The 17,300-nt window shown below is 47.6% G+C and carries 12 protein-coding genes; 3 read left to right on the plus strand and 9 right to left on the minus strand.

The genetic code is table 11. The annotated features are described in order from the left end of the window. Positions 1-191: 191 nt before the first annotated feature. From H6F93_RS00370 to H6F93_RS00380, 3 genes are all read left to right on the plus strand, one after another. Entirely contained in the window at positions 192-341 is a 150-nt protein-coding gene (locus H6F93_RS00370; RefSeq protein ID WP_190678094.1) for a hypothetical protein, read from the plus strand. A gap of 148 nt (positions 342-489) precedes the next feature. Then, positions 490-858, plus strand: a complete 369-nt coding sequence (locus H6F93_RS00375) for a four helix bundle protein (RefSeq protein WP_190678097.1) — start codon at positions 490-492, stop codon at positions 856-858. A gap of 80 nt (positions 859-938) precedes the next feature. Then, entirely contained in the window at positions 939-1,148 is a 210-nt protein-coding gene (locus H6F93_RS00380; protein WP_190678101.1) for a hypothetical protein, read from the plus strand. 243 nt (positions 1,149-1,391) lie between these two features. Here the strand turns inward: H6F93_RS00380 and H6F93_RS00385 are convergent, their stop codons facing one another. From H6F93_RS00385 to H6F93_RS33220, 9 genes are all read right to left on the minus strand, one after another. Then, positions 1,392-3,833 (minus strand): eCIS core domain-containing protein, encoded by a 2,442-nt coding sequence (locus H6F93_RS00385; RefSeq protein WP_242043239.1) that lies wholly within the window; start codon positions 3,831-3,833, stop codon positions 1,392-1,394. Continuing rightward, positions 3,830-4,084: a hypothetical protein gene (locus H6F93_RS00390; protein ID WP_190678104.1), complete on the minus strand. Its 255-nt coding sequence runs from the start codon at positions 4,082-4,084 to the stop codon at positions 3,830-3,832. Before H6F93_RS00390 ends, H6F93_RS00385 begins: the two co-directional genes overlap by 4 nt. A gap of 3 nt (positions 4,085-4,087) precedes the next feature. Next, a complete protein-coding gene (locus H6F93_RS00395; RefSeq protein WP_190678107.1) occupies positions 4,088-6,214 on the minus strand; it encodes an ATP-binding protein in 2,127 nt (708 codons plus the stop codon). Further along, positions 6,211-7,428 (minus strand): Pvc16 family protein, encoded by a 1,218-nt coding sequence (locus tag H6F93_RS00400; RefSeq protein ID WP_190678109.1) that lies wholly within the window; start codon positions 7,426-7,428, stop codon positions 6,211-6,213. Before H6F93_RS00400 ends, H6F93_RS00395 begins: the two co-directional genes overlap by 4 nt. Next, positions 7,425-10,184 carry a hypothetical protein gene (locus H6F93_RS00405; RefSeq protein WP_190678112.1) on the minus strand — a complete coding sequence of 920 codons (2,760 nt, stop codon included), beginning with the start codon at positions 10,182-10,184 and terminating at the stop codon, positions 7,425-7,427. The genes H6F93_RS00400 and H6F93_RS00405 overlap by 4 nt, the downstream gene beginning before the upstream one ends. Further along, positions 10,177-10,917, minus strand: coding sequence for a T4 family baseplate hub assembly chaperone (locus H6F93_RS00410; protein WP_190678115.1), 741 nt, complete (start codon positions 10,915-10,917; stop codon positions 10,177-10,179). The genes H6F93_RS00405 and H6F93_RS00410 overlap by 8 nt, the downstream gene beginning before the upstream one ends. 3 nt (positions 10,918-10,920) lie before the next feature. Then, the gene (locus tag H6F93_RS00415; protein WP_190678118.1) at positions 10,921-11,445 is read right to left on the minus strand and encodes a phage tail protein; all 525 of its coding nucleotides are present in this window, start codon (positions 11,443-11,445) and stop codon (positions 10,921-10,923) included. A gap of 56 nt (positions 11,446-11,501) precedes the next feature. Then, positions 11,502-12,932 (minus strand): phage tail sheath family protein, encoded by a 1,431-nt coding sequence (locus H6F93_RS00420; RefSeq protein WP_524537871.1) that lies wholly within the window; start codon positions 12,930-12,932, stop codon positions 11,502-11,504. A 330-nt stretch (positions 12,933-13,262) separates the two neighbouring features. Continuing rightward, on the minus strand, positions 13,263-17,288 hold the full coding sequence (locus H6F93_RS33220; RefSeq protein WP_199313398.1) for a DUF6519 domain-containing protein: 4,026 nt from the start codon (positions 17,286-17,288) through the stop codon (positions 13,263-13,265). Between the last annotated feature and the right edge of the window lie 12 nt (positions 17,289-17,300).

A 17,300-nucleotide genomic window follows, 5' to 3' on the forward strand; every position in this document is an offset into this window, starting at 1 on the left:
TGATGAATTGTAGCTTTGTTGAGAACTTGCTCTTCTGACAGTGCTATGGATATCAGAGATGCGGCTATTATTACGACAGTCGCACTTGTATGAACTAAAGTTTAGGCTATCTCTCAATACGAAACCTGAAAGCCTTACAGTGATTGAGATAAGAATAAATTTTTCTACCTTCTCACTCAGGCTGAACTCAGGTGTTGCGAATTCGATATAATATTGACCCAGATTTTGGCGCTATCCTCCATTTTATTGGAGAGCTGGACGAGGAACTCTTAGAAATTGATAAGCTGCTGTCGGATGGCAAGCTGTTGAAGTTAATAGAGGCTGATTTATCGCAGCGCTAGCCGCAGACAACTCACTATTACTTCAACAATGATGTGTGGCAGGTGCGGCGCTGGTGTAGGCGCAACTTTTGGCGGGGACTTATCGGTTTCGGGAGTTGCGGCGGATACGGATATTAATCAATTCAAAATTCAAAATTGAAAGTTCAAAATGGGGAATAATCTAATACCAATTACGGAGAGAAGTTTTGATTTTGCGGTTCGCGTCGTCAATGTCTGCAAGTTTTTAGATGAACAACCGGGAGTTGGTAAAACACTTGCCAAGCAGTTAATCCGTTCTGGAACTTCAATAGGTGCAAATGTTGAGGAGTCTCAAGCTGCACAAAGTACAGCGGATTTTATTCATAAACTAGAGATTGCGCTAAAGGAAGCAAGAGAAACCCGATATTGGTTAAAGCTATTAATCGCTGCTGAAGTAATTTCTGAAAATCGCCTATTACCGTTTTTGGGAGAAGCGAACGAGTTAATTAAAATCCTAGCGGCAATTATCCTTAAAAAAAAGCAGAATCGTCAAAAATAGCTTTTGAACTTTGAATTTTGAATTAAAAAAAATAGCTTTTGAACTTTGAATTTTGAATTTTGAATTGGAGCAAAGCGACGGTGGATAGGTTTGTTGAACGGGTTTCTCAGCTTTATGAGCAAGGTGCGGGGGAGAACCACATTGAGGAATACGTTCGGCGGTGGTGGCGGTGGGTGAGAAGTGGGGTTGGTTTGTACTTTGGTGATGGCAGTTGTCGGTTGGGATGGGGGGCGATGCTGCTGAATTTGCTTCCGACTTGCAAGTATGATCGCACTTCTCACCTTGGGTAATCTGATTGTAGTTGAGGATACGATTGCGCGTGTATTGCAGAGAAAAACATCGCACTATATCTTAAAATTTAGTCAAAGGGCGAGCGCACTCTGGGGCGAGTCAGTGGCCAATATAGGCGATCGCATATCCCAAACCTCTTCTTTGGGCGAGCTCTCTCTCCTAAGCTTTGGGGGTGTAGTAGCACGTCTATCCTAAAATGCTGGGTAAAAGTAATTCCATGATGCCTGAGCCTATCTATTTTATTACATACCATTCCAAAGCGGCATGAAATGAGCTTCGGAGTGAAAAATATGGAGAATGTTGCCGACATGACCTATCACTGGATGATCGATCATGGCCGCACCATTCCATTGGTGAATCTGCAAGCGGATGTTAAAGTTGGCTACTATACTTTGTGCAATCACTGGGTTGTACACGTCGATCATCTGACCAATCTGTACGAGGTTGGCTCCCAAGAAAAAGGCCAGTAGATGGTCAATCGTCGTTTGATGGTTATTGGCCACAAGCAACTGGGCCAGTGTGCTCAATAGGCACATATTGCCAACGCCGTCGGCATCTCCTACATACAGTCCGCGTTCCCTGAGAATTTCCTCCGCTCCTGGAGCTTCCTCACTGACTTCCATTTGTTCGTCCAGATCAAGCGTTGAATCGCCACTGCCCAATTTGGTTCCAGTGCGTTTGTCCAGCAGCTCACGGGCGACATAGCGCAAGCCGCGATTCGCCTCGACAATCGGCTGCGTTCTGCTTAATGGATCGAATTCCCAATGAAAGGCTTCGATGGGCCTTCTCTCGCGGTCGAGAATCAGAAAATCATAAGTAATGCTCTCAGCGATGTGTCGCTCCGGATCGGTCATTCTGGCAAATACGGCTAGGCGCGCATATTGACCACGTCTCACAAGATCCTTGATGAATTCTTCGACAATGATCATCTCCGTGTTGCATTCGGAGGTGCCGCACACCAGGTTTTCCGCCACCTGCGGGCCGACGACCTCCATCCCTCCCATGCTGTGCGCGATGAGGTGCAACCATTCCCAACCCTGCCCATCGTTGCGATCAAAACCCGCATTTTCCGCGGCATCTGCTGCACTACCTCCCATAACTTGGATTTGGCTTTCGGAACGATCTTCGCCCGACCAGTATTTCAAACTTTCTGCCGTCAGCTCATTCGTCGCGATTCTTACGCGATCCGAACCCGGGGACAAGCCGCTTATTATTGGAGCCTGTGCGCGGCTTTGATCTTGTTGGGCACGCCGTGGTGCTGGCTCGCGATCACTGTACATCGCGCCTAGGGGGGTGGCTGAAATGATCGCTAACTTAACCCCTTCCGTGGTGATCACCCATTGCGGATACCCATTATGCGTGTCCTGACTAGCCTTGGCGATAGTGGCCAGATAGGGGACATTTTCGCGCAGATGGGCAATTGCGCGTTGGCTCGCGTCCTGTGGCAAGGAGGAGGCTGGAATAAAGGCGACGACATTGGCACCGGAATCGAAGCGACCGAACGGATTGTAGAAATCCGACTGATCTCGTGTGCTCTCGCCAGCTCGCTTCATCGCTATCCATCCCTCCAGCGAGTAGTAAAGCGGTTTGCTGCGAGGACCTTTGTCCACATTGTAGGTCGATTTTTCAGGTGCCGATTCCTCCGTAAATTGGCGTAGCGCGCTGGGTGCGCTGTCCCTGATGCTCCCATCTTCTTCCCAGAAATAAGTTTGCTTCTCGTTATGAATGATCCAGCGCATTTGCATCGGGCTGTCCTGCGTATGTATCAAAGGTGTCGCTTTCTCTTGGGGAGCATTGGCATCTGGTACAACGTGCAGACGATAGGAAAAATCAGCGGGGTCTGATTGGGTCGGTGCCGACGGGGACTCCTTCTCGTGAAGCTCTCCTTGCTCCGGTTCCATGCGTAGCACCGGTGCGAACTTACCCTGCAACGATTCCTGTTGCTCCGGCGCGCCTTGAAGTTGTGCGGCGTTGACCAATGCCTTTGCCCCCATCACATCCGCCTCATGCTCCAGCCCCTCGTCATCATTAACCGGAACCCCATCCTTAATTTGCATTGTCGGCTGCACCCGCCCCTGCGCCTGTTGCACTACATGCCAGGTCTCATGGGGCAGATGACGTTCTTGTCCCGGCGCGATGTGGATTTCGCTACCTCGTGCGTAGGCATAGGCGTTGAGTTGCACGGGCTGGGATGAGTTGTAATGGACTTTGACGTTGTCCATGGAGATGCCGGAAATGGATTCAATACCTGTTTTGAGGCCATCTGGTAAGCCCGTTTGGTTGGGGCGTCGCTGTAGTTCAGAAATCCTCCGTTTCGCCTGAAGTTCCTCTTTCCTTTCCTCCTGACGCTGTACCGACTGCCCTTGAGTTGACTGCACAACCGTTGGTGTATTCATCTGTTGTACCACCTGGGATGCAACCCGATCAGCTTCCTGCTCATACTTGTCCCCTGGCTCCCCAATGGTCAACTTTGCCTGTATCGGTGGCAACCCTCCTCTATCAATCCCCACCTGACTAAAATCTTGCCGAAACCGCGACTCCCTCAACCTTCCCGACTCCACATCCTCAGTCGCCTCCACCTCCTTATCCGCCAGCGCACGCACCGCCGCACGCTGTAAAACCCCACTCATCAAAGGAGTTTCACCCTTAGACTGCTGATTAACCCGACCAACTTGGCGACTCATAACTTCATTCCTCCATAAATAGCTTGAGCAATTTCCTGTCCTATCTGCACAGGATTGCTTGTATTCGTCAAACTCAAATCCGCAGGCAACTTGGGAATCCTCCCGCCTCCCTGTAAATGCACAGGCAACCCAAACACCTTCACCAGTCGCGCCAACTCCACCTCAATTGCCCCTTGCAACTTCACCCTCTGACTCGGTGACACATCCACCCCTGACAAAATCAACCGCTCAATCTGAATATCAATCTTCATCCCCTACCTCCCTCCCGTAACCCGAAAATCTGCTTCATTAATCTGTCTTCCCAACTTGCGAAACTCCGTCCGCGCCGCCGCCAACACCAACGCCATCCCCACCGGAGTCCCCGCCTTTGCTGCCAAAAACGCCGCATTCAAAGCAATATTATGGATATTCGCCCCCGTCACATTAAATTGAGCCAACCGTTGCCAATCTAATTCCTCCGTCGGTGTCTGTGGTGGAAACACTTTCTCCCACATCTGCTTGCGTTCCTTCACCCCTGGAAAAGGAAAATCCACCATAAACCGCAACCGTCGCACAAACGCCACATCCATTGCACTCTTAATATTCGTCGCCAAAATCGCTAACCCGCGATACGCTTCCAACCGTTGTAACAAATAATTAATCTCTATATTTGCATGGCGGTCATGACTATCCTTCACTTCACTGCGTTTCCCAAATAACGCATCCGCCTCATCAAAGAACAATATTGCTCCCCCATCTTCCGCCGCATCAAACAACTTGCGTAAATTCTTCTCTGTTTCCCCGATATACTTGCTCACCACCGCCGACAAATCTATCCGGTACAAATTCAACTGCAATACATTCGCTATCACCTCCGCCGCCATCGTCTTCCCCGTCCCGCTTTCCCCCGCAAACAACGCACTCACCCCCAACCCCCGATTCATCCGTCCCCGAAACCCCCACTCGTCATACACCACCCCACGATTTCGCACTTGGTCGGCAATTTGTTGCAGTAACCCTTTCTCCTCATCCGGCAGTACAATATCATCCCAGGTCGCTTTCACCTCCAACCGTTGCGCCAGCGAATCCAAACGCGGACGAGTGCTAGCCAGACACCCTTGCCATAAATGTGCCAGCAATTCAGGTTCTTCCCCCACCTCCCCCCGTGCTTTCTCGGCAATCTGCCCAATTTCCACCAAATTCAAGTTAAATTGATTCGCCAGTTGCCCCGAAATACTCTTAGCCGAAAACAGACCTAACCCCCCCAGCCCTCCTTCTCTGCTAGGGAAGGGGGGAGAAGTTGTATTACTCCCCTCTCTTTCCAGGAGAGGCGCAGGGGGCATCCCCAACGCCAACTCCCAAGCCTCTCGCTGTTCCACAGGCGTAGGCTTGGCAACATCAAACGTCACCGTCCGACGAGACAGCGCCAACCCACTCTCCCGCACATCCAAAAAGAAAATCCCCTGACTGCGACTCAAAAAACGCCGCAATCCCGCCATTCCCCCCGCATTCGCCACCTCATCCCACCCCTGCACATCTACATACAGCGCCAAAGGTAACAACAAACTTTCTCGCTCCCAAAGCCGCGCCAACGTTTCCAACTCCGTCCCCTGCGCCGGCAACAACTCCAAGGGCAACCGATACAAACGCAGCCCCAAATCTTGACAAAATTGCCGAATTATGCTAACCTTACTATCCTTATCAATTCCCGTTAACTGCCAAATCGGAAACTCCTGCTCTTCAACCGCCGTTTTAATCTGCAAAGCCATAGTTTCCGCCACCTCGCGCCCAGAAGCCGGCAACGGTAAAATCCCCTCCTTCGCCCCTTTCTCCCAAGGATTGAGAGGAAACACCAACGACTCCAAGCGGTCATCGAGATAATTTATCCCCTTCAAATAATTAACAATCCGCTCATCCGCCCGCAAAGCACTCGCCATTAAAGGTTGATTCCCCACCTGATGAATCTCAATCAACCGCCAATAGCGCAAAGGACTTTCCGGCAACACTACACCCCATTCCGGTTGATCAAAACACGCTAGCGCCAGCGCAAATGTCGGATAAGGTCGATTAGGATGATCTTGAGCCTCAGCGCAAAGATGAGCAATACCGGTATCAAACTCCATCGCCACACACAGCAGCAACACCCATTGCTCAAACTCCGACAATCCCAACTTGTAACTTAGCAATATCAGTGCTGGCGGTGGGTCGCAATCCGCTGCTGCCATCAGATTCTCCGCTTGCTCAATCTCCTCCCACCGAATCTCAGGTTGAGACGACCCACTGTTCTTCTCTTGTTCCATCTCCGCTGATTGCGCTAACCATCTTAGGCGGAGACGCAGCCAGTTTAGCGCTGCCCCCAAATATTGATCGTTGCTCACCTGCCAGCGTTTTAACTGCGTCATGGCACCTGCACCTTCTGACTCCCATCAAACACTGGCGGCTGAACGGAGCGATCTATTAACAAACTATCCACCCCATCCACCCGCAACCGGAGGAAGTAATCGCCCGATGGAATGTCTCTGAGGTTAAAGACCAGGGTATTCGTCTTTTCAGTCCGAGGGGATGCGTCTAAATCGGCTTGCGGCAACAATTCGCGATCACCCACCAGCAAAACCACTCGTTGTCCCGGCCAGATATGGGGTTCACAAGTTACAGTCAGCGTACCTGGGGGACTGATGTCAAACCGCAGAATTTTAGGCGCGAGGGAAAAAGACAGTTCATTCGTCACCCGCTCTTGTGGCCCTTGCCGCACCTGCACCATGACGGTATAAAATCCAGCAGGCCAGTCTTGCGATCGCGCCGGCAGTTCAACCACCACTTCCGTATCCGCCGCCCCTGGTTGCGAGGTCAAATCGAATGGTCTTGACCAACGTGGATGCAGGAATCGAACGATAACATCCCCCTGACTTTGGAGATGGTATCCCTTCAAAATCAACCGTTCACCCAACCGCACACTTGCTTGCTGATTGAGAATTTGCACCAGTTGCAGTGTCGGAAACGGTGGAATCAAACCCGTCTGTGCCAGCATCCCCTTATCATCAGACCCCCGCATTAAGACGGGCAAGGGAGCTTTTGTCGGGCTACTGCTATCGATTAAGATGACCGAAACTTCGTAAGCCACTGAAATTCGATACTGAGTTTGAAACGTTGCCCATAATTTGGAAAGCTCTTCTATATTTAGATGCTGATGTGTAATTCGCACCCGTTCTACCTGATTGTGCAAATCGCTCTCCGGTAGGGCAGCACGAATATGATCGGGGTTGAGAATGGCATAGTCGTGGAGAACACGCATCGCTCCCCCTAACAGACGATGACTAATAATGTCTTCGTTATCCTGACCGTAAACTGTAATCAAGTAGTACAGATTCAGGGCTAAGGGAAAACGTCCCGTTTCTCCCGGCCTCACTCGTCCTGTTACATCTGCATTCCGCAAGGAGGCATTTGGCAGGGTTTGATAGAGGAATAAATTCACCTGATTGCTGCTATCTCCATTTTCCCGCGCCTTATCTGGAGGACGGGCAGTAACAACACCACTTCCCAGTTCACTTCCAATACTTCGAGCGAGTAGGTTTCGCAGTGTAGTAGTGACAGCCGCGATCGCCAGTGAGTTACTCATGACTTCCCTCCGTGACGCTGTTTGAGGTAATCTTGCAGAGACTGCGTTGGCCCCCGTTGAGCGGATTTAGTTCGTGGCGGGGGAGTGGGCGGCTGGCTGGCCCGTACCTCGATTCGACCGATACTGATTTGAATCGTTGGGGTTGTCTCTACAGAATTTAACTGATTTGTTGGGTTGAAATTTGCGGCGTTGCGCCGATAGATTGGGTTAGAAGAGGGGAATGCCGGCACATCGTTCGTATTCGGATAAACTCTTGATTCCCTAGAAGATGACTCAGATAATACAGAAAGCGATCGCCGTATGAGAGAACTCAACTTCTCACTCTGAACCTGTACTTGCATAACGCTAGAGGACTCAGAGGGTGTCTCAAAAGTGCTAGACATGACTCGATCTCCCTTAGCTTTTCTCACTAAAGCTTCGGTTAAAAAGGCAGGAACGATATTGCTTAAAGCCTCCCTATTTAAGGGAGGAATAATATTGCTTAAAGTCTTTCTGTTTAAGGCAGGAACGATATTGCTTAAAGTCTCCCTGTTTACGGGGGATTTAGGTGGAGCATCCACGTTGGGGTGTGGCAAAAACGACTGCTTAGACATCCCTTCCTCTCCTGTTGTCAAACTTCCTACACTTGTTTTCTCTCCGTCTCCACGTCTCCCCGTCTCCCCGTTAGCGATACCCGAAACTGGCACCGATTGACTCGCACTGAGCGATCCCTGTGGCACTAATTGAATGAATTCTCGCCTCTGTGCAGTAGCACGAAGCGGTGGATTGCTGCCTGTAGATGTCTTTAGTGGCTGAAAGAAGGTTCGCGAGGGAACTGTAGGAGCCGGTTGAGACGAAGAATCCTTTTGTAAACGTCTCCCCATCTGCCCCTCTGTGCCTCCCCACGCCTGTTCACTTGACCGTGCAGTTGGAGTGTTTTGCTGCCGATTTGTTGACTCTTGCACAGTTTTGTAGAACTGATTTAAATCTAATTCAATCGGTTTTTGTGTTGGCTGGACACTTGGCGCTACATCATTAATTAGCGGTTCAACTCGACTCGGTTGAGATTCACCAGAGGGATGGAAGGGTAGGACAATCTCAGAACGGACTAGCGGCAATTCTGGTGAATTTACATTCGCTACAGTTCCCTGGTTCTGTACCTGCGGTGTTGTTGAATACTTGGAACTGGGTGCAGTGTAAGGAACGTCTTGCACAGAATTAGGGCGGCGCGAAGATTGGTTATCCGGTGCTTGGATTGGCGATGACATCGGGGACTCGGCACTTCTGAGTGGCTGAATTATCTCCGATGCGGGGGATGCCTGAAGAGATGATGTTGCCTGGGTTTCCCCCGGTGCATTACGTTGTCCAAGGTTGGATATCTGGAAATCCATTTGAGCGGTTGAGCGATCGCGTTCCAACACTTCCGTATTATCCCAATCGGGTTCCGTTAACCTCTCCCCCTTTTCCTCTCCTACAAGGCTAGGGAAGCTAGACTCTCTCCTGCCCTCGTAGGGGGGGGTTAAGCTTGTTTGATCTGAACCGTATTGGGTATGCTCCCTTGGCTGTCCTGTTTCTAAAACCTCGTTGAACAATAGTTCTACTCGACTTGGCACGCTTATTGTCGTCGGTTGAACGGATGGAATTGCTTCAGGAGACACCAGAGGCAGAGTTGGTTTTACCGGACTCGGTTGCTCAAGCGGGATGTCTTCCACCACGAAACTACTGGACTCACCTAAGTTCGGGGGATTGGCTGGACTGTCAGTGGAGGAATGCGATCGCATACTTGCATCAACTTGCCGCTGAATTATTCCCCCTGGGGAGGCGGTTGGCTGCGTCAGTGGCGTGGGAATGAAGTTAGCAACGGGATTTTGAGGAGTATTGACTTTGGATGTTTGTGAGAAACTTGGTTCAGTCAGCGGTGAGGAGTCTTGCTGTTCAGAGGAAGTTGGCAAGTACGATCGCATTTCATGTATATTTGGCGATCGATTGGTGTCTAATGGCTGAAAAGTATTTGGCTGAATTTCTCCTACCAACTCAACCAACGGGTGAACTCGATTTTCTTGGTTTTCAGGCGTTGGTTGAATCGGTGTTGCCTCTGAAGAGATGATGGTGTCTAATGGCTGAAAAGTATTTGGCTGAATTTCTCCTACCAACTCAACTAACGGTTGAACTCGATTTCCTTGGTTTTCAGCCGTTGGTTGAATCGGTGTTGCCTCCGAAGAGATCGCAGAAATAGCTTCACTGAAGCTATCCGACGGTTCTGGAGATGGCACCAACTTACTGGGTTGGGAAGACGAGCTTGCATCCATAGCTTGGACAGGTGAGACATCTAGCCCATCAGAGCTGGATGTTTCTGCTCGTGGAATGGGTATCTTGCCCGTCCTCTGTATCTCGGTATCTTCCTGTTTGCTGATGTAAATCTCAGAGCTTGTACTCAGAGCCTGGGCAGGCGAGACGCCTACCCTACTAGAGCTATATAGTTCTGCTTGTAAGATGGGCATCTTGCCCGTTTTAGTACGGATAGAATCAGCTTTAAATTCTGCTCCCCCCGTCTCCCCGTCTCCCCGTTTCCCCGTCTCCCCGTCTCCCGTCTTGCCAGCTTCCCAGTTCCTCTCCTCCTCCGAGAAAGAGTCAATACTACTCGTTTGAGCCTCAAAGCCCAGCGAATCGTTACCTAATAGCACTCCCTCTGAAGCAAACATCGAAGCAATGAGCGGTTGCACCACAGGGATTAAGCCTAGATGGCGCATTACCAATCGGGTGAGAAAATCAGCCATCGGAAACCATGTCCAGATAAAACTGTCGTCGCATAGCACTCATGGACAAAATATCTGCCTCTCGCCAGCCATAGAACCGGGCCAGTAGATGGACTTCCCGCAGCAAGCGCTTGGCCTGGACACTCAGTTCTGTCCAGAAAAATGACACTATATCGAACAAGACTTGCCAAGAGTGGTTACAGGCCGGGCAGTTGAGGTCTAGTAGTATTTCCGCCTGGGGGTCGCATTCTGCCATTTGTGCAGCTAGTTGTGCGATTGCAACCGGTGGCAATTCTCTGTAGTCAACCGTAGCCCCATCCCGGCTTGCTTGGACAAGACAGCGCTGCATGAGTTGGGAGTTAGCCACACCAACCTCCTGACACCCCACAATAGCCGCCAGATCCCAGCTATTTGGCAAGCGAAATTGCAACTCCAACCCTTCCACCGCCAAAGAATATTCTTCTACTTGGGGTGCAACGGGTTCAGCAATGCGGATATCTGCCACGTTCATGCCAAATTCTAAGCGTTCCCAGCACTGCGGACACTCGGCAAACCCATTGAGCTTAGAACCAAAGGTCATCTCTCTGATTGTCAACAGATAAGCATCTCGCTGTCCAATACTGAGGGATGCTAGTTCAGTAGCCGTTATGTCTGAGCAAGCAAAGGTGAGGAGAGTCAGCGCTCGATCCAGAAGGTGCTGACTCTGCCCGATTTCCCAAATTTGCAGAATGTGATGAGCAGATAAGGGACGCATCGATTAGCTAGGTTCGAGGAAACTGGGTTCTGTTGGTTCGTTTACGGCGTAGTCGCGTTCCCAGCCTTCGTTTTGCAACTGAATGCTTTGAATGGCAACCGCATTCGCATTGGCATCGAGTTCCGGCATGGCTGTGAATTCCGATACCCAACAGCGAAAGACTTTGTATGAGATCGCAACTTGTCCCGCTTCGTTCATCAGTTCAATAATGATGTCCTTGCGAAAGTCTTTCAAAGACACCTCTGCACCCAAACCAGAGCCATAGTTCCAAACCTTATTCGCCCATTGTTCAAATTCTTTATCGTGAGTTACACCTCGTTCTAGGGTAATGGCTTCATATTTAGTTGCGCCTGGTGAATGGCGTTGGCTACTAGGATCTCCCCCTTCGCGATGACTTACTACTTCTGTAGTCCGCTTTAAAGCTCCAACTTTACTTACACCTGCAACATACTTACCATCCCATTTAACTCGAAATTTGAAGTTTTTATAGGGGTCAAACCGTTGAGCATTCACACTAAATTGAGCCATTATCTTCTCCTGTTGCAGTGATTTTAATTACCTTCTGCCCCTTACTTCTACCTTCTTTAAGCGGCACTTTCATTAGCAATTTGTTGGAATTTGAGGATGACAAATTCAGCAGGTTTAAGGGGTGCAAAACCAATGACGATATTGACAATGCCTCGATCGATGTCATATTGAGTGGTTGTTTCACTATCACATTTGACGAAGTAAGCTTCTTTAGGCGTTTTACCTTGAAATGCTCCCTGCTTAAACAAGTTGTTCATAAATGAGCCAATATTGAGCCGAATTTGTGACCACAAAGGTTCATCATTTGGCTCGAATACTACCCATTGTGTTCCCCTGTATAGGCTTTCTTCCAGATATAAGGCGAGTCGGCGAACGGGAACATACTTCCATTCCGAAGCAAGTTGATCAGCGCCAGCTAACGTTCTTGCTCCCCAAAGGACATTGCCATAAACGGGGAAATTTCGCACGCAATTCACGCCTAAAGGATTTAATTGACCGTTTTCACCATCATTCATCTTGTAGGAAAGTTCTCGTACTCCTACGACTGAGGCTTCTATGCCTGCGGGTGCTTTCCAAATTCCTCTTTGCGAATCAGTACGAGCAAAAATTCCAGCTATTGCGCCACAAGCAGCAAACTCCTCTGTACGATTTTCCTTAAGTGGATCAGCCATTTTCAAGCGGGGGAAATAAATCGCTGCATTGGTGGCAAGATCAGCCCCAATAGTGCCACGAAGAGTATCCACACCACTGACGGCATCGGAAATCTTCTTCCAGACTGAGGGTGGGTCTACAATCAAAAAGGCTCGCTTATCTTTGCAATATTTAGCTGCATTTGTCCACATGTCATTTGTTACGTCCGCTTTATCGTCCTGTTTTCGTGTGAGGGGAGGAATGCAGAGTAGATTAAATAAATCTGCTTTATCTAAGGCATACAGTCCTTTGCGATCGGCTTTTAAGGCATCAGCAGAAATTTCTGTATCGGTTATATCTTCACCGTCACTGCCCCCAGTCGCTGTAACATATTTTAGCTCCTTGGTTGAGGCATCAATTTCTGTGGCATCAGGACGAGCTTTAATAATACTTTGATCGCTTTCTGGAACATTAACTAAAGTTGATTCTTGTTCAATTACCTTTTTGTAAAAGCGAGCAGAATCAGGATCGATTGAAAGATTTCGGAGGGTTTCAGTCGCGGCTACTTTCTTTGATCCTGGTGCTTCTAATTCCTGAACCGTTAAATTGAATAATTTAGCGTCTTCTTCTTGGTTTCCACTTGTGCGCGTGTTATGGTCAACTACTGCTCGTAAAGCTTTGCCCCAACTGCCCTGACTAGCTGCTTCGAGTTTTAAGCTTTCTGTACCACTAGGAAGACTAAGAGTTGCATGAGGGGCATCAGTTGGAGGAGTTGCAGGAGGGGTATCCTTATAAACCCTGATGATAATGGCATCTTGACCACCATTTAGAAAATATTGTTGCACAGCGTAGCTCATGGTGCTTTGATTCCATAGCCCCCCGAATTGACGCACAAAGTCCCCAAAGTTCTGAATGCGTATCGGCTCATCTAGCTTTCCTTTGAAGGCGCGACCAATGAAGGCAGTAATAGATGTAGCAACACCACTAATGGTGCGAACACCACTGGGAATTTCCTCAACATAGACACCGGGATAAGTAGGTGTGACGGGCATAATCAATTCCTTGTTTTAGCGTGAGTTAATAGAAGTCGAGGGTGATAAAAGCGGACGCTAATTATTTTGTTAGTTAGCTTTTTCGCCAATATAAACACCCTTTAATGGCACTTATACGAATTGCGTGTTTTTTGCTCATGGATCGGTTTTCTCCTCCATTTCTTTTATTTTTTGCGTCAAAGCCACAATTTCAGCCTGCTGTTTTTTGACAATTTTTACCACGTCACTCAACGTTTTTCGGTGGTCTTGAGCAACTTTGGTAAGAATGGCGACAATATCTACAACTTTAATGGCTTGCTTGTCATTAGCCGTTAGTAAATCTGGGGTATCTTCTGCAATAAAACCAGCCTGGGGCGTTTTTGACTCATCTTCTGTGTAGATAAATTTAACGGGATTAAGAGTTTTGAGGATGGCTGAAACCTCCTGACTAGACAAGTCATTAATCTCTTCCTTTAGTGCCCTTGATGAAATTTGGTAAAAGCCGTTGCTAACAGCTTCACGGGTTAAAACGCGGTTAGAATTAATTGTCTCGGTAGCCAGCTGTTTTGCATAAATACTTGTCTCTACATTAAGGCTTTTAACATTAAAATCAACCTCAAGGTTACCCTTCTGTGCAGCCTTATCAGCTAACGTTGTTTTAACCTGAGTAATCTCTTCATTGAAGGCTTTTAAGTCTGTCTTCAGTCCATTAATTTCTATATCTACATAGGTTTTTACAGCTTTTTCTGTTGGCACAGATTTTTCGTTATCAGTGAGATTAGTTTCATTAGAAAACTGGTCAATCGTTAAATCTTTTAACTTAAGAAAATTTCCTTCTAATAGTGTTGCCTTCGCCGTACCGTTGATATCAAGCTGGCTTGGAGAATTAGGAACCCCAATGCCCACTTTGCCATCACGAGCGATCGTAATTCGGTCTTGGTTGTTGGTTCGTAGAACAAAGTTCTGGTTTTGAAAGCCTAAATTAACCGATTGAGTATTTCTCGCCAGTTGCAAAGCACTCCCAAAATCGGCTTCGTTGTTTGGGGTCAAACTAACAGCAAGGGCATTTTGAGCCGCCTCGACTTGAAATGTGCCGTTGAGCTGAAGCTGGGCGTTTTTTGTACCTGTATCGCCAATACTGATCTTCCCGTCAGAAGTGATCGCAATTCGGTCTTGATCGTTGGTTTGCAGGACAAGACTTTGGTTTTTGTCCTGATTGCCAATGCGATTAGTAACAACACCTTTTTGAGCGGTAATTGTCTGATCAAAGGAATATCCTACTAGGCTAGAAGCAGTGAATTGTACCCAGTTATCCCTACCTATTTTATGAATTTGAAAACTAACCTCAGCCGTCTGATTATTGTCATTATTTGTAAGTTTTAGCGCTCCTCCAAGAACGACACCTTGTTGAGCAGTAATTGGCTGATCAAAAGAATACCCTTCTAGCTCTCTGCTGGTGAAATTGAGTTGGCTATCCTGAAAGCCAATATTGACAGATTGGGTGCTCTGGGTTAGACCAAGAGTGATCGCGTCTTGAGTCGTCTCAACTTGAACAGTGCCCACCACATGCAATTGAGCCTCTGGTTGGGGCGTGCCGATGCCGACATTGCCATTAACAGCTAGCGTAGCACTTTGATTGGGCTGATTATAACCAATCCCTACTTTGCCCTTCTCGACAACAACTAACTGTTGAACGGGAAGACTGATACCAATGCCGATATTACCTGTGTCGTAAGTGATCGCAATTCGTTCCTCGCCGCTGGTTTTCAGAATCAGGCTTTCGTCGTTGTAATTCTCAATGCGATTGGTAACGACACCTTGTCGAGCCTTAAGCTGCTGATCAAAGGAATATCCTGTTAGGTTAGTTGCCGTGAACTGAAGCCAGTTTTCGCTATTCGTTTTATCTGTTTGCAAACTAACCGCAGCCGTCTGATCATTATTTGTAAGTTTTAGTGTTCCTCCAAGATTGAGCTTGGCATCGTTATCAGGGTCTATTCCAATACCGACATTACCATCAGCATTGACTAGGAATTGAATGGTTTGATCGCGATCCACGAAATGAACAATATTTAATGTGCGCTCGCTGGCTAGTCGATATCCAAAATCTACATTTTTCAGGTCAGAATCAAATGGTTTATCAATTTCTAACGACTTTCCTTCAAAGTTAATAGGCGGACTGGTAACAATTTTGGTTTGGATTTCGTCTAAAGAATCGCGAATGATAATTGCATCACCGATACCAAGTCTTTCAAATGTCTCTCCACTACCAGTTACAGTGCTACCTTGGCTAGAAATTTTTCCCTCAGCAGAGATAGGTGTAGGACTTTGAACATGCAATCTGGCAACTGGTTCTTTAGTACCAACGCCGAGCTTACCCGTGATATATCTCTTCTCATTTTTATCGTATTTACTGGTAATATATAGCCCAGACTGCACTTCTAGCGTTCCAGAAATTATTCCTCCTGCTGTATCTAAACAGCGCATTAAAGGTGGGAAAATTATCCGCAGATCTCGAATAGTTTTGGGTTCTTGTTCCTCTTGCTCTGGCTTTTCTTCCTCGCCCTTCACCTGCCCATCGAATTGAATCAATGCTAGGAGACAGTAATCGTGATGAATTCCCTTTGGAGGTTGAGGCAAAGGTTGGCGTTTTTGGAGTTCGGCTTGGCTATGAGGCCATTCAATATCATTCGTTGCGTTTCGGGCTGGAATCAGCCAATAATCTCCGGTTTTATAAACAGAATCCTTATAAAATCTAACTTTAATTCCTGTTTCTAACTCAATCCAATCATCCGCAATAGGAATCACACCATTGGGAGCATTTTTAACTTCATGACTCCATAATCTCACCTTGCTTGGATTATTAGGAATTGGCCCATTCAAAATTCGAGATTCATTGAATTCAATTTTGGTATCAAAGGCTCGGCTTAGGGGAACCATTACTCCTGGCTGCCCTTTTAATTCCATCTCCTCATTGCTAATTTCAAGCCACTGTCCAGCTCTGGAGGACATCCAAGCATCCTGACTTGACTTGCGAATCGTAATAATATTGCCCTCAATTCTTTCAATGGGACTGACAATGCTGCCATTATCACGCGACCATTTAAAGGTTGCTTTGTTCGTTCCATTGTTTCCTTTATTCTCGCCCTGTTCAGTCTGACTCGGCTCGTAAATTTCAACTCGATAGAGTAGATTCTCTAAGCGCTGATATCCGCTTCCATTCGACTGGCTTCCAGAGGAAGAACACAGCTTAGCGCAGGCGTTCATCAATGCTTGACGCTGCTCTTGCTGGGTGATAAAATTTCCCCATACTTGTTGCATCAAGGATTCCCATTCGGGGGCATTCAAGTTATTCAGTTGTTTATTGTCTTGAAAAGCTGTTGTAAGTTGATTTCCAGCTTCCCCTTCAACTTCTTTGATAAGTTCATCAAGCTTTTTCAGCTTAATCTGACCAACGGTTTTAGTACGAGTTGCTGTGTCAGAGCCGTTGAGTGCAACTTCCCTAATCGTAGGGTCTTCGATTGCCGTAATATGACGCTGCCAAACATCGGCATAGACAAGATAAATAGTATCCTTTTCTAAAGGTTTTTCAGGCTTGATATAATCGGGCTGTGTGTTGTAGGTTATCACCCGACGCAACTGCAATTTTTGCGATTTTTGTTGGATTTCTTCTACACCTTTCTTGATTTCATCCGAAGTAAAATTTAATGTAATTTCTAGGGTTTGATTATTAATATCTGCGATTTGAACGCTTGCTTTAAAGTCGGGATTATTCTCTGGTGCTATCTCGATCCACTGGGATTTGTCTAGTTGGCGACCATCTGCAATCAGTGTATTAACTTGAATGCGGTTAGAAGCTGTAAACGTTCCTTCCAAAGGAGTTGCTTCTAATTCACAGAGAGTACCATTAGCATAGAGACGACCAGGAGCGATCGCTAAATCGCTGCCATCTGGGGTTATACTAATTTTGAAGCTATCTCGATAGGGTTGCTCGGAGTCTCCTCCACTCGTAGGGACGCCACTAGCCGCACCAATCATATCCACTGACTGAGCATGACGCAGGTAGGCTTCAATATCAACTTGCTCGTTCCAATCTGAGTCCAGTTGCAGGCGACCTTGCTGCATCCGGACGCTAGTATAATGCTTTTCAGGTTGAAATGTAGACCGGGTAAAATCACCTTTCATTCAAATCTTTCC

The sequence above is a fragment of the Leptolyngbya sp. FACHB-671 genome (genome assembly GCF_014695745.1).
Classification (GTDB): domain Bacteria; phylum Cyanobacteriota; class Cyanobacteriia; order Elainellales; family Elainellaceae; genus JAAUTN01.